The sequence below is a fragment of the Haladaptatus sp. DYSN1 genome, from assembly GCF_029489995.1.
Classification (GTDB): Archaea; Halobacteriota; Halobacteria; order Halobacteriales; family Halococcaceae; genus QDMS2.
The window spans coordinates 834,257-847,891 of sequence record NZ_CP120470.1 but is presented as its reverse complement, the minus strand read 5'-3'; the positions used below and the strand labels follow the sequence as shown (position 1 = coordinate 847,891).

Annotated in this window: 13 protein-coding genes and 1 pseudogene; 11 read left to right on the top strand and 3 right to left on the bottom strand. The window is 63.5% G+C overall.

What is annotated here, in order from left to right; all coding sequences use genetic code 11:
* Positions 1–6: 6 nt before the first annotated feature.
* Positions 7–1,275 (bottom strand): MFS transporter, encoded by a 1,269-nt coding sequence (locus P0648_RS04545; RefSeq protein ID WP_277505364.1) that lies wholly within the window; start codon positions 1,273–1,275, stop codon positions 7–9.
* A gap of 168 nt (positions 1,276–1,443) precedes the next feature.
* On the opposite strand from P0648_RS04545, the gene P0648_RS04540 reads away from it, so the two are divergent.
* Positions 1,444–2,100 carry an RNA ligase partner protein gene (locus P0648_RS04540; RefSeq protein WP_277505363.1) on the top strand — a complete coding sequence of 219 codons (657 nt, stop codon included), beginning with the start codon at positions 1,444–1,446 and terminating at the stop codon, positions 2,098–2,100.
* Between the two features lie 386 nt (positions 2,101–2,486).
* Here the strand turns inward: P0648_RS04540 and P0648_RS04535 are convergent, their stop codons facing one another.
* Positions 2,487–3,965 carry a CoA-acylating methylmalonate-semialdehyde dehydrogenase gene (locus P0648_RS04535; protein WP_276245432.1) on the bottom strand — a complete coding sequence of 493 codons (1,479 nt, stop codon included), beginning with the start codon at positions 3,963–3,965 and terminating at the stop codon, positions 2,487–2,489.
* A gap of 171 nt (positions 3,966–4,136) precedes the next feature.
* Between P0648_RS04535 and P0648_RS04530 the strand changes: the two genes are divergently transcribed.
* The 3 genes from P0648_RS04530 to P0648_RS04520 are packed head-to-tail and all read left to right on the top strand — an operon-like array spanning position 4,137 to position 7,133.
* Positions 4,137–5,471, top strand: coding sequence for an aspartate aminotransferase family protein (locus tag P0648_RS04530; protein WP_276245433.1), 1,335 nt, complete (start codon positions 4,137–4,139; stop codon positions 5,469–5,471).
* A complete protein-coding gene (locus tag P0648_RS04525) occupies positions 5,471–5,992 on the top strand; it encodes an Lrp/AsnC family transcriptional regulator (protein ID WP_276245434.1) in 522 nt (173 codons plus the stop codon). Before P0648_RS04530 ends, P0648_RS04525 begins: the two co-directional genes overlap by 1 nt.
* Positions 5,985–7,133: a M20 family metallopeptidase gene (locus P0648_RS04520; protein WP_277505361.1), complete on the top strand. Its 1,149-nt coding sequence runs from the start codon at positions 5,985–5,987 to the stop codon at positions 7,131–7,133. The genes P0648_RS04525 and P0648_RS04520 overlap by 8 nt, the downstream gene beginning before the upstream one ends.
* A 170-nt stretch (positions 7,134–7,303) precedes the next feature.
* Here the strand turns inward: P0648_RS04520 and P0648_RS20540 are convergent.
* Positions 7,304–7,426: pseudogene (locus P0648_RS20540) on the bottom strand (ABC transporter ATP-binding protein); the annotation flags it as partial.
* Between P0648_RS20540 and P0648_RS04510 the strand changes: the two are divergent.
* The 7 genes from P0648_RS04510 to P0648_RS04480 all read left to right on the top strand — a co-directional run bounded on the left by P0648_RS04510 (position 7,383) and on the right by P0648_RS04480 (position 13,634).
* The gene (locus P0648_RS04510; RefSeq protein WP_369685667.1) at positions 7,383–7,673 is read left to right on the top strand and encodes an ABC transporter permease subunit; all 291 of its coding nucleotides are present in this window, start codon (positions 7,383–7,385) and stop codon (positions 7,671–7,673) included. The pseudogene P0648_RS20540 and the gene P0648_RS04510 overlap by 44 nt on opposite strands.
* A gap of 47 nt (positions 7,674–7,720) precedes the next feature.
* Positions 7,721–8,248, top strand: a complete 528-nt coding sequence (locus P0648_RS04505) for a metal-dependent hydrolase (RefSeq protein ID WP_277505359.1) — start codon at positions 7,721–7,723, stop codon at positions 8,246–8,248.
* Between the two features lie 64 nt (positions 8,249–8,312).
* A complete protein-coding gene (locus P0648_RS04500; protein ID WP_276245437.1) occupies positions 8,313–9,446 on the top strand; it encodes an ABC transporter substrate-binding protein in 1,134 nt (377 codons plus the stop codon).
* A 2-nt stretch (positions 9,447–9,448) separates the two neighbouring features.
* Complete coding sequence (locus P0648_RS04495; RefSeq protein ID WP_277505358.1) at positions 9,449–10,402, top strand: FAD-dependent oxidoreductase; 954 nt, start codon at positions 9,449–9,451, stop codon at positions 10,400–10,402.
* Position 10,403: 1 nt separating this feature from the next.
* Positions 10,404–11,510, top strand: coding sequence for an iron ABC transporter permease (locus tag P0648_RS04490; RefSeq protein WP_276245439.1), 1,107 nt, complete (start codon positions 10,404–10,406; stop codon positions 11,508–11,510).
* Positions 11,510–12,364, top strand: a complete 855-nt coding sequence (locus P0648_RS04485; protein ID WP_276245440.1) for an ABC transporter ATP-binding protein — start codon at positions 11,510–11,512, stop codon at positions 12,362–12,364. Before P0648_RS04490 ends, P0648_RS04485 begins: the two co-directional genes overlap by 1 nt.
* An 82-nt stretch (positions 12,365–12,446) precedes the next feature.
* The gene (locus tag P0648_RS04480) at positions 12,447–13,634 is read left to right on the top strand and encodes an ABC transporter substrate-binding protein (protein WP_276245441.1); all 1,188 of its coding nucleotides are present in this window, start codon (positions 12,447–12,449) and stop codon (positions 13,632–13,634) included.
* The last annotated feature ends 1 nt before the right edge of the window (position 13,635 follow it).

The following is a 13,635-nucleotide window of genomic DNA, read 5'->3' as shown; positions in this document are numbered from 1 at the left end:
TCGCGCTCAATCTTCCGTGACTGGCGAGACCCCCGTCCGGTAGGCTTCCGCGCCGAACTCCGGGTGGGTTTCGCGCATCCAGACAATCGCGACGCCGCCAGAGAGGAACATCGCGAGGGCGACCATCACGAAGGCTGCCTCGATGCCGAGGGCGTCTGCGGTGACGCCGATGAGGATTGCCCCGAAGCCGTAGCCAGCGTCGCGCCACATGCGGTAGACGCCGAGGCCCGTCGCCCGCCACGTCGGGTGGGCGGCGTCGCCAACCACGGTGATGAGGTTCGGGTAGAGCAGCGCCATCCCGACGCCGGTGAATCCGGCAGTCAGTATCCACGGCCAGTAGCCGGTGACGAAAACCGTGCCAAGCACGCCCGCCCCGGCGATGAACATCCCGGAGATGATCGGGATGCGCCGGCCGATGTCGTCTGCGAGTTTGCCGGTGTAGAGTTGGAGGACGCCCCAGACGCCGCCGTAGACGCCAACGACTACGCCGACCTGTGCGACGTTCAGCCCGTTGGCGGTGAGATAGAGGGGGTAGGCAATCCAGACGAGAGCGTCCACGAACTTCTCGACGCTGCCCGCCTGTGCGGCGGCGAACAGCGTTCGGTCGCCCCACGTCGCACGCTTGAGGACGGCGGTGAAGGGGAGGTTTGCGTCAGCACCGTCGCTCGCATCCGCCTCAGCCTGCGCGTAGGGCAGCGTCTCTTCGACGAAGAATATCGCACCGAAGAGGGCGAGGACGATGACCCCCGCGAGGAAGTAGAACGGTTCTGGTTGGAGGCTGTATTCGGCGGCGATGACGCCGGTAATCCACGCGCCGATGGCGACGCCCGTGTAGCCAAACGCCTCGTCCAGGCCGACGGCAGTGCCGCGGGCGGCCTCACCCGCGAGGTCGATTTTCGCGTTCACGCTCATACTCCACGCGAGGCCCTGATTGACCCCGAGGAGGACGTTCCCGAGCGTAATCCACCACCAGTTCGGCGCGTAGATAAGGATGACCGGGATAGGAAGGGCAACTAGCCAGCCCGCGATGAGAATCGGGCGACGACCGTAGGTCTCCGACCACTTCCCGCCGTAGAGGTTGAGCAGGGCTTTGACGAAGCCAAAGCTCACGACGAACGACCCGATAATCGCGAGCGACTCGACGCCGAAGAGGTCTCTGCCCAACAGCGGGACGACGTTTCGCTCGGCCCCGATGGTGAGGCCGACGGCGAAGACGGTCAACAGTTGGAGGGCGAACTGTGCGCGATTCTGCCGAATACCCTGTGCGTAGTTCATTTATGTGAGAGCGGGGTGGTCACTGCACGTTCTCCAGCGGTGATTATATCGGTACCGTCCGCAGGCCAGTATTGTCCAATATGGGCACAACTATTGCATCCAACCTGATTACGGTGTTGCTTCCACGTGCCATTGGTATCTATTGCCACGCGCGACGAACGGGTAGTGATGGCTGACCATCCGCTGAAACAGCGATTCGTCCTTGACACGACGACGTTCATCACGGAGGAGATTCGGGTGGACGACGAAGGCGTTGAGGAAGCGGTCGACCGACTCCTCGACCTCATCGCCGAAGCCAAACTCAAACTCCACATCTCCTGTTACATCCCGCCGTCGGTTTACGACGAACTCGCTCAGATGCTCGAAGACCGGGGCGTCTCAGACGAGGTGCTCTCGAAACTGAACACCTGGCTAATCAAGAAGAATCCAGACCGGTACACCGTGATGATTCCGGCCGAAATCGTCTATGAGTTCATCGAGGAGATGAGCAATCGCGTGAACCGCGGGCTGCGCGTCTCAGAGAAGGCGGTGCGGAAAGCAGAGGAGTCGAAAGACGCAGCGAACGGCGATGTCATGAGCGAAGTCGACAAGGTCATCTCCGAACTGCGCTCTGAGTATCGCTCGACGCTTCGGCGGGGGATTCTCGACTCCCGGGAGGACTTCGACCTGCTGATTCTCGCCCGCGAACTCGAAGCCGGGGTCGTCACCGAGGACACGGGCATCATTCGGTGGGCGGAGGATTTCGGGCTCAGATACCTGAAAGGCCGGGACTTCCCGTTGCTCCTCGAATCGTATCTGAACGCGAGCGACGGTGAGACGGCGTAATCACTCGCGGTCATAAAATCGTCGAGAGCCACGAATAGGACCCGAACGGGAAACGTTTTCCACAACCCTCTACGGCTCTTCTGGTTTCCCAGATTCACGAACGACGCTTACACGCCATCCGTTACATGGCCTTCACAACACGCCTTCCGGAAGGCGACGTTTGTGGATTGCTTCGGTTCTCCTTCGGAGCGTTGACTTCGTTCTCCTTTCACAGAGACTCAGTTGTTGCCCCTAACCTGTTCCGTACTGTCTGAGATCAGAGTTTCTGGTTCAGATCGCTCGGTGAATCCTCGTGGTTCCCGATACACCATATGGTACGTCACATCATACCATAAAACTGCGTTCGTTTACCCAGACACGTTCTCTCTCAAAAGATAAGCACGTCTTCAGGCGTCAGGCCACCGCTCGATGTAGATGGTCTTGTCCGTGTAGAACTGAATCATGTCCTCGCCCTGTGCGTGCAGGTCGCCGAAGGCAGAGGCTTTGCGCCCGCCGAAGTGGAAGAAGGCCATCGGGGCGCTCGTCCCGACGTTCACGCCGAGGTTGCCCGCCTGCGCTTCGTTGCGGAACCGGCGAGCGTCCGCACCCTCGCGGGTGAACAGACTCGCCGCGTTCCCGAACTCACTCATGTTCAGCGTCTCGATGGCGTCGGTCATGTCCGAGACGCGCACCAGGCCGAACACCGGACCGAAGATTTCCTCGCGCGCGATGGTCATGTCCGGGGTGACGTCGCCGAAGATGGTCGGGCCGATGAACTCGCCGTCGTAGCCCTCGACTTCGACGACCCGCCCGTCGCGCAGGAGCGTCGCACCCTCGTCGATGCCGCTCTGGATGTGGCCGCGCACCCGCTCTGCGTGGGGTGCAGAAATCATCGCGCCGATGTCGGTGCCCTCGTCAAGCCCGTAGCCGACGACCTGCTGGTCTGCGATTTCGACGACGAGGTCTGCGAACTCGTCGTACACCGAGTCGTGGACGAGCACCACGTCGTTGGCGAGACAGCGCTCGCCCGCACAGGCGCAGGCCGAGGAGACGGTCTGCTCTGCGGCGTGGCGGAGGTCCGCGGACTCCGCGACGATGATGTGGTTTTTCGCCCCGCCCTGTGCCTGCACGCGCTTGCCCGCGGCGGCGGCTTCCTTGTAGACGTGGCGGGCGACCGGCGTGCTGCCGACGAAGGAAACGCCCGCGATGCCCTCGTGGGTGATGAGCGCGTTCACGGTGTCCTTGCCGCCGTTTACGAGCTGGACGACGCCGTCTGGGAAGCCCGCCTCGTCGATGAGTTCGAAGATGCGCTGGGCAACCAGTGGGTCCTGCTCGGAGGGCTTCAGAATGAACGAATTCCCCGTCGCGACGGCGTACGGGAGGAACCAGAGCGGAATCATGCCCGGGAAGTTAAACGGCGTGATGGCGGTGAAGACGCCGAGTGGCTGGCGGATGGCGGCTTCGTCGATGCCGGGTGCGGCGTTTTCGAGGAAGCCAGCCTGCATCATCGTCGGGATGCCACAGGCGACTTCGACGTTCTCAATACCGCGGCGCAGTTCCCCGCGCGCCTCGGCGAGCGTCTTCCCGTGTTCCTGGACGAGAATCTCCGCGAGTTCGTCCTGATGTTCGTCGAGCAGGGCTTTCAGCCGGAACATCGGCTGGATTCGCTCGACGACTGGCGTGTTTCGCCACGTCTCGAACGCTTTCTGCCCGGTCGCGATTGCCTCGTCTAGCTGTGCCTGGCCGGTGAACGGGACGTAGGCGAGTTCCTCGCCAGTCGCGGGGTTGACGACTGGTTGGCCGTCGTCGCCCTCGACCGCGGTCCAGTTGCCACCGACGTAGTTGCGTACCTCTCCCGTCTGAGAGAGGGCGTCAAGTGAAACCATGTGCGTGAATGGTTCTCAGCCACCACTATAAAGATTCGTCGCGCTAAAATTCGATAGATATCGGCTTCTTTCGAACAGTGTTCAATTGTTTTCCGAAACTACACGAAAGAGTTGTCTAATCGAGCTATTGAGCAAAAGATTAACCATACATGAGAATCGATGTCAAGCCACATGACGAGCCAAGAGGCCGCGGATGGCATGAACGAAATCGAGCGGCTGGACAAACAGTACGTCTTCGGGACGTGGTCGTACCAGTCTGAAGTCAGACCGACGCAAGTCGTCGGCGCAAACGGGAACCGCATCGAGACGGCAGACGGGAACAGCTATCTGGACCTGTCGGGCCAACTCATGTGTTCGAACCTCGGGCACTCGGCCGACGCCGTCGCGGAGGCGATGGCCGAGCAAGCACAGCGTGCCGCCTACGTCGCGCCGGGCTACACCACGGAAGCGCGCGCGAAACTCGGGCAAAAACTAGCCGAGGTGACGCCGGGCAACCTCACGAAGACGTTCTTCTCTACGAGTGGGACGGAGGCAATCGAGGCGGCCATCAAAATCGCCCGCTTCGTCACGGGCAAGCACAAAATCGTCTCGCGCTACCGGTCGTACCACGGCTCTACCTACGGGTCGATTAGCGTCACGGGCGACCCCCGCCGACTGATGGCCGAACCGGGCATCCCGGGCACCATCAAGGCTCCCGACCCCTACGCCTACGGGTCGACGCTCGAACCGATGGAAAGTCTCGAATACATCGACGAGATGCTGATGCTCGAAGGCGACACCGTCGCCGCCATCCTGGTCGAACCCATCGTCGGGTCGAACGGAATTCTCGTCCCACCAAAGGAGTACCTCCCCCGGTTGAAAGAGATCGCCCACGACCACGGCGCACTGCTCATCGCGGACGAAGTGATGAGCGGCTTTGGGCGCACCGGCGAGTGGTTCGGCTGTGACGTCTTCGACGTGACGCCGGACATCATGACGATGGCGAAGGGCCTGACCGGGGCGTACGCACCGCTCGGCGCGACCATCGTCACCGACGAGGTGGCCGCCCACTTCGAGGACAACATGTTCTGTCACGGCCACACCTACTCCGGGCACCCGGTGGCCGTGGCCGCGGGTCTCGCCGCCGTCGAAACCTACGAACGCGAGGGTCTCATCGACCAGGCGCGCGAGCGCGGGGCGTACCTCGGCGAGAAACTCGAGGAACTCGCAGCAGACCACCCGAGCGTGGGCGAAACTCGCGGCGTCGGCCTGTTCCGTGGTATCGAACTCACGAAATCGAGCGAGGGGCGCGTGCCGTTTGGCCACCGCGAGGACAAGATTTCGATGGGCAAGACTGTCGTCGACGAAGTTTCCGGCGCGGCGAAAGAACAGGGCGTCTACGTCGCGAACATGATTAACACGCTCATCATCGCGCCGCCGCTCACCATCAGCGAGGACGAAATCGACGAGGCGGTTGCGGCGCTCGATACCGCGCTCGAAGTCTCAGACGCCGCGATGGAGGAGTGATGGACGGCGCCCCCGCCGTCTCGCTCGACGAGACAGACTTCGCGCTGCTGTCGGCAGTCGAACGCGACTTCGACGTGAGCCTGGAGACGCTCGCGAACGAACTCGGTCTCTCGAAATCGGCGGTCCACTATCGACTGTCGAAATTAAAAGAGAACGGGGCGATTTCGGGTGTCACGGCGGACGTAGACCCCCACGCCCTGGGGCTGTCGATGGTGACGATAACCGAAGTGTCGGTCACCCACGAACGAGGGTACGCAGAGGAAATCGGTGCCCGACTCGGCCAGATTGGCGGCGTCCAGCAGGTGTTCTACACCCTCGGCGACGTCGACTTCATCGTCATCTCCCGGGTCGCCTCGCGCGAACAGATGAACGCCCTCTTAGACGACATCGTCGCCGTCGAGGGTGTAGACGAAACGTCCTCACACTTCGTGATGAAAGAGATTCCCGTGAATCCAGAACGCCTGCTCAACCTCTCCAAGACGCAGGCGACGCAGTTGCTCTCCGGAGATGCAAATGACTGACGAACTCACCGAACTCATCCAGGACCTCGTCCGTATCGAGACGGAAAATCCACCCGGCAACGAAGCCGCCGCCGCCGAGTACATCCACGATTGGTTTCGCGACCAGGGCATCGAGTCGTGGCTGGTCGAGGAACCCTATCCAGACCGCCCGCAGGTCGCAGCGCGGGTGGGCGACGGCGACCCGACAATCGTCCTGAACGGCCACATCGACGTGGTGCCGGCGGGCGACCGCGACCAGTGGACCTATGACCCGTACGGCGGCGAAATCGCAGACGGGAAACTCTACGGTCGGGGCAGCGTGGACATGAAAGCGCAGGTCGCCATCGCGATGGTGCTCGCTCGCGACCTCGCCCCGGAATTCGAATCCGGCGACATGCCGGGGTCACTCGTCGTCCACGCGGCCATCGGCGAGGAAACCGGCGAACCCGGCACGAAATCACTCCTCGAAGAAGGCTACGACGGCGACTACGGCGTCGTCCTCGAACCGACGAAACTGCGCACTGCGACCAGCGAGAAGGGCCTCGCGTGGTACGAGTTCTCCGTCGAGGGCGCGCCGTCGCACGCGAGTCGCCCCGACCAGGGGACGAACGCCATCATGCACGCTCGCCCGCTGCTCGACGCCATCGAAGCCTACGACGCGGAACTGCGGACGCGGACCGACCCGCTCGTGGAGAAGGCCTACGCGACGGTGACGAAGTTCGAAGCCGGGACGAAGGAGAACGTCGTGCCAGAACGTGCCGTCATCACGATTGACCGCCGAATTCTGCCGGGTGAGCCGGTCGAGGGCGTCGACGCGGAAATTGACGACCTCGTCGCCGAGGTGGCCCGCGACCACGACGTGGACATTTCGTGGGAGCGAATTCGGACCTACGAGGCCGCAGAAATCGACGTGGACAGCCCGCTCGCCGATGTGTTCCGAAAGCATTCGGCAGAACTCGGCGGCGTCGACCCGGAGCCGTGGGGCATTCAGGCTTCAACGGACGTGCGTAACTTCGTCAATGACGCGGGCATCGAGGCCATCACCTGGGGGCCGGGCGACCTCTCGCGAGCGCACAAGTTCGACGAGTACATCGAACTCGCGGAGGTCGAAACCGGGTACGACGTGCTCGACCGCGCCGTCCGCGAGGTGCTAACCCGCTAGTCGTCGCCGTAGAGGTGACAGGCGGTCGGGTGTGACTGTCCTCGCAGTTCGAGCGCCGGATTTTTTCTATCGCAGGGTGAGTCGAACCGCTCTGCGAGCAGGGCGGCCGCCCCCTGCTCGTTGCCCGCGGCGAGTTGGTCGAGGGCGTTCGAAAAAACTGCTTCTGCGGCGTCGTCGACGAGCGAGGAGAGGAAGTCGAGAATCTCTGCCTGCACGCTCACGTCTAAGGCACTCACGGGTTCGTCCGCGATGAGCAGGTCAGGGTTGACGACGAGCGCCATGGCGATAACCACGCACGCGGTCGAGCAGCGCGACCGCCCGGTCGCCTGCCTCACGCTTATGGTGCTCAACGTCTACGTCATCGAGCGACTGTTCGGCATCGGCGGCATCGGCCGGTTGAGTCTGTTCGCCATCCTTCAGCGCGACCTTCCGCTCGTCATCGGGACGGCGATGATCATCGTCCTCGCGAGCGTGGTCATCTCGCTGCTCCAGGACGTTGCGAACACCATCATCGACCCGCGTGTGGCCGGCGACGCCTGAGTCGGTTGGCCCGCACCGTTATCTGGGATTAGTGCTTTTGCCGGGGCATGGTAGACCTCTCGGGACACGTCGCGTTTGCCCTCCTGCTCTCACTGCCCGTCTGGCTGACGTTCGACCGACGCCACAGTCTCGTCTTTCTTGCCCTCGCCGCACCAACGGCGCTGTTGCCGGACTCTGACCTCTTTCTCCGGGCGGTGCTCCCCGTCTCCCACCACGGCATCACCCACACCGTCGTGTTCGCACTCGGACTGGCGCTCGCCATTGGTGGCCTCGCCGCCACCGTGGTCGCCCCGCGCATTCGGTCGCACCTCGACCGATATCTCGGGTCCGTGCCGAGTACGCGCGACGTGTTCGGATTCACCGCCGTCGCCGTCTTTATCGGGGCGTCAAGCCACCTCGTCGGCGACATCCTCTCTGCGCCAGACATCGCCCCGCCGATCAAGCCGTTCCTCCCCTTTACCGACGCGCCGGTCATCGTCGATACCATCTACTACAACGCGGACGTGTGGAACTACGGTCTGTTCGCCACGCTGGTGGCCGTCCACGGCGTCATCTACTGGTACGTCGGCGAGTGACACAGTAGTTTAGGCGTGCCAAAAAATCGGAATCGTTATAGTGGTTTAGGCAGGCCTAAACCCCATGGACAAGCAGACGTGGGCACCGACGCGACGAACCCTCCTCACGACCGGCGGCGCGCTTGCCGGTGCGTCGCTGGCCGGTTGTCTCGGCGGCGCAACCGACTCGAGCAACGAAGACGAAAGCGACGGCGACTCCGGTGACGGTCCCTACACCGTCTCGATGGCTCCCGTCGGCGAGGTCACCTTCGACGCCGTCCCCGAGACGTGGGTCGCGAACAACGGCAGTTGGGCCGACATGGGCATCGCACTCGGCCTCGAACCGCCGAAGGCGCTCTGGCTCACGAGTCGCTATCACACCCAGTACTACGACGAGATTCCGGGCGTCTCGGTGGACAAAAGCGACATGGTGTCGCTCTATCAGGACGGCGTGAGCAAGGAGTTGTTCTACGAACTCGACGCCGACGTCCACGTCATGGATCCGAACTTCCTCACCAATCGGTTCAAGGGCTGGAAACAGGCCGACGTAGACGAGATTACGGACACCATCGGCCCGCTTTTCGGCAACTGCATCTACGCCCAGCACTACCCGTGGCACGAGGACTATCGGTACTACTCGCTGTACGAAGGCTTCGAAAAACTCGCCCAGGTGTTCAAGCGAACCGACCGCTACGAAGCCTTCGCCACCCTCCACGACGAGTTTCAACAGCAACTCACCGACGTCGTCCCCGACGAGGGCGACCGGCCCGCCGTCGCCGTCCTCTGGGGCGTCGGCGAGGAACCCGAGGAGTTCTACCCGTACATCATCGGCGAGGGAACCGGCTTCAAACACCTGCGCGACCTCGGCGTGAGCGACGCGCTCGCCAATACCGACGTGAAAGACTTCCACGGAAGTCGCGCCGCCATCGACCTCGAAACGGTGCTCGAAGTCGACCCAGAAGTGCTCATGCTCCGGGGCTACGAGGCGAAGTCCGAGGCCGAGTTCCAGGACACCGTCGTCTCGGCGCTCGAGAACCACGAAACTGCGAGCGCACTCACCGCGGTCGAAAACGGCGACGTGTACCGCGCCGGCGGCCTCTATCAGGGTCCGATTACGAACCTCGTGTTGACCGAGCGGACGGCAGGACAACTGTACGACTTCGAGGGTGAACTGTTCGACCGCGACCGCGTCACGAGCATCGTCGACGGAGACGTCTAACCGTGGCGCACGAGCGGTCGGACGACGCAGACTACGACGTGGTCGTGGTCGGTGGCGGCCCCGCTGGCTGTTCTGTCGGCGTGTTCACCGCCCGGTACGGCCTCACGACGGCCATCTTCGACCGCGGACGCTCCTCGTTGGGGCTGTGTGGTCACCTCGAAAACTACCTCGGCTTCCCCGCCGGCATCGACATCGAGACGTTCTACGCGCTCATGCACGACCACGCCGAAGAGGCCGGGTGCGAGCGTATCCCCGACCTCGTCGAATCGGTCACCCGGCGTGACGAGGGTCGTGGGTTCGTCGTCGAACCACAGGAGGGTGAGCCGGTCACCGCCACGCGCGTCGTCGCGGCCACTCGCTACGACGGCGAGTACCTGCGACCCCTCGGCGGGGACGCGATGTTCGAGACCCGCGAGTACGACGGCGAACAGCGGGAGTTCTTCGACAACGACTACGCGGACGCAGACGGCACGACGCCGGTCGAGGGATTGTACGTCGCCTCCCCCTCTGCTGCGGCAGACCGGCAGGCAATCATCACGGCCGGGCGGGGCGCGCGCGTCGGGCTTGCGGTGGTCGAAGCCGGCCGCCGCGAGCAGGGCTACCCCGCCGAGATGGCCCCCCGCTACGACTGGGTGCGCCAGGAGTCCAGTCGGCCCCCTGAGTGGGACACCCGCGACCGATGGCGCGAGTGGGCAGAAGAGAAGCGACCCGAAGACCACGAACTGGACGAGGAGCGGTGGGTCGCCCTTCGAGAGGCAGAAATCGACCGCCGACTCGCGACCTACGTCACTGACGACGAACGCGACCAACTGGCGGCCCGCGGTCAGGAACGACTGCTCGAACACGTGGACGACGAGCGCATCCTCGCGTACGCGCGGAATCTCGAATCAGCAGGCGAACAGTCGCCAGCAGAACCGGCCGTGAGCAAAAAGCGCGAGCAATCGGTGGAGCACTGACATGGCGAGCGAGAACGACTCGGTCGAACTCGGGAACCTTGGCGTGCTCGGCCGCTTCGACCGGTCGCTCGTGACGCTCTGTCTCGGCAGTCTCGTCGTCGTCGTCGCTGGGGGCCTCGTGCAGGTCAGTTTTGGCGCGTACTCGATGAGTCTCGGGGAGGCGTGGCGGGCGGTGTTCAACCCGAACGTCATCTTCAACGTCCAGACGTGGCAGGCGTTCCTCCTCGGCGGCGAAGTGCCCGAGATGACGAAACAGAGCCTCATCGTCTGGAACATCCGCCTGCCGCGGGTGTTCGTCGCGATGCTCGTCGGGATGAACCTCGCTGTCTCAGGAGCCATCTTCCAGGCGGTCACCCGCAACGAACTCGCGAGTCCGTTCGTCCTCGGCGTCTCCTCGGGTGCAGGACTGCTCATCCTGCTCACGCTCGTCGTGTTTTCGGGACTTACCGCCTTCCTCCCGCTCATCGCCTCCGTCGGCGGGGCGCTCGCGTTCCTCGTCGTCTACGTCATCGCGTGGAAGAACGGGACCTCGCCCGTGCGACTGGTGCTCGCAGGCGTCATCGTCGGCACCGTCTTCGGGAGCCTCCAGACGGCGCTGTTCTTCTTCGCAGACGACATCGGCGTCGTCCAGTCGGCCATCGCGTGGACCACCGGGTCGCTCACCGGAACCGACTGGGAGCAAGTCCGTATGGCCCTCCCGTGGACGCTCGTCGCCATGTTCCTCGCGCTACTCGGCTCTCGCCAACTCAACCTCCTCATGCTCGGAGAGACCACGGCGAAGTCGCTCGGGATGCGCGTCGAGAAGGTTCGCTTCGCGCTGTCGGGCGTTGCCGTCCTCGCGGCGGCGGCGAGCATCGCCGTCGCGGGTATCGTCGGCTTCGTCGGCCTCATCGTCCCGCACATGGTGCGAACCATCGTCGGCAGCGACTCGCGGAAACTCGTCGTCGGCTGCATCTTCGCGGGGCCGGCGCTGATGGTCGCCGCAGACGTCGGGGCGCGCCTCGTGTTGAACCCCGTCCAGATTCCAGTCGGCATCGTCACCGGCCTCGTCGGCGGTCCGTACTTCCTCTATCTGATGCGAAAACAGGATTCGATGGGTGAACTCTGATGAGCGACAGCCACCACATCACCGAGCGAATCGACGCGGAAGCTGAAGCGGACGAGCGACCGCCGAGTGAACTCGTCGGCGAGGCGCTCGAAATTGGCTATCCCACCACGGACGAACCGGTCGTCGAGTGCGACACGGTCGTCCTGCCGGCGGGTGAGGTGACGGCGCTGGTCGGGCCGAACGGCAGTGGCAAGAGCACGCTGCTGAAAACGATGGCCAACCAGCTCGCCCCCGACGGCGGACACATCCTGCTCGACGGCGAGCGCATCCAGTCGTTCGACTCGAAGCAACTCGCCCAGCACCTCGGCTTGCTCTCGCAGGAGAACGACTCGCCGGGGACGCTCACCGTCGAAGAACTCGTCTATCACGGCCGGTATCCCCACCGGAGTTTCTTCGATTCGCTCTCCGCGGCGGACCGCGAGGCAGTAGACCGCGCAATCGACTTGGCTGGCGTCGAGAATCTCCGCGACGCCGAGATGGGAAATCTGAGCGGCGGGCAAAAGCAACTCGCGTGGATCGCGATGGTGCTCGCCCAGGACACGGACGTTCTCCTGCTCGACGAGCCGACCACGTACTTGGACCTCCACCACCAGCTTCGCGTGATGGAGGTCGTGCGGACGCTCAACCGCGAGAAGGGCGTCACCGTCGGCATCGTGCTCCACGACATCGGACAGGCAGCGCGGTTCGCGGACAACCTCATCGCGATGAAGGACGGCGCGTTGTACGACTGGGGACCGCCGCGCGAAGTCGTGACGGAGGAACTGCTCGCAGACGTGTTCCGCGTCGACGCGGACGTGGACGGCGAGAGCCCCACCGGCCCCCACATCGCCCCCCACCGCGCCATCGAACGGTGAGTTCAGGGCGCGAGCACAGACCGTATTTTTAGGCCGACCTAAAAATCGGAGCTGTTATATATTTTTAGGCTAGCCTAAAACTATGCGAGATTCACAGACGGGCACGGACGGCGTGACGAGACGGACCTACCTGAAATACGGGAGCGCGGCACTCGGAAGCGCGTTCGTCGCTGGGTGTACGGGCGGCGCAGACGAAGCGCCGGGCACGGAGGGGTCGGACGACAAACCGACCGCAGAAGGTGGAGACAGCACCTACTCGATCACCATGGAACCGATGGGCGAGGTCACATTCGAGTCGGTCCCCGAGCGGTGGGTCGCCTACGACGGCGGCTACGCCGACATGGGCGTCGCCCTCGGGAAGGGAGACGGCATGGCCGGAATCGGCAGTTCAGACCGCTACTACACGCAGGTGTACGACGAACTGCCGGGCGTGAGCGTCGACCGCGAATCGCTCGAAGCCAACGACCTGGGAGAGGCGGGCATGTCCAAGGAATTGTTCTACGAACTCGACTGCGACGTCCACGTGATGGACCCGCAGATGCTCGTAAACTGGTTCGACTGGAAGGAATCCGATGTCGAGGAAATCGAGACGGGCGTCGGACCATTCGTCGGCAACCTCATCTTCCGCCGGGAAGACGAGTGGCACGACTACCGCTACTACACCCTCTACGAGGCCTTCGAGAAGGTCGCTCAGCTGTTCGGCGAAGTCGAACGGTACGAGGCCTTCGAGACGCTCCACGACGAGTTCATCGCCGACGTGCAGGCGAAGCTTCCGCCAGCAGACGAGCGCCCGAACGTCCTCCTCGTCTACGCGGGAAGCGACCAGCCCGAGGAGTTCTCCCCCTACCGGCTGAACGACAAGGGGACGAGCAAGAAACAGTGGCACGACCTCGGCGTGAGTGACGCGCTCGCGGGAACGGACGTCGACGGCCTGAGCACGACCGACCGCGGGAAGATTGACTACGAGACGATGCTCGAAATCGACCCCGACGTCATCATGCTCCGGGCCCACGAGCGCAAGTCGGCCGCCGAGTTCCAGGAGACGGTGCTCTCGTTCATGCAAGACCACCCCGTCGCGCGCGAACTCACGGCCGTCCAGAACGGCCGGGTCTATCGCGGTGGCTACCTCTTTCAGGGACCGATTCATAACCTGTTTCTCACCGAACGGGGCGCACAACAACTCTATCCCGACGTGTTCGGCGAAGTTACGGGCGACGACCAGTTGTTCGACCGCCAGCGCGTCGCAGACATCGTGAACGGGGAGTTCTGAC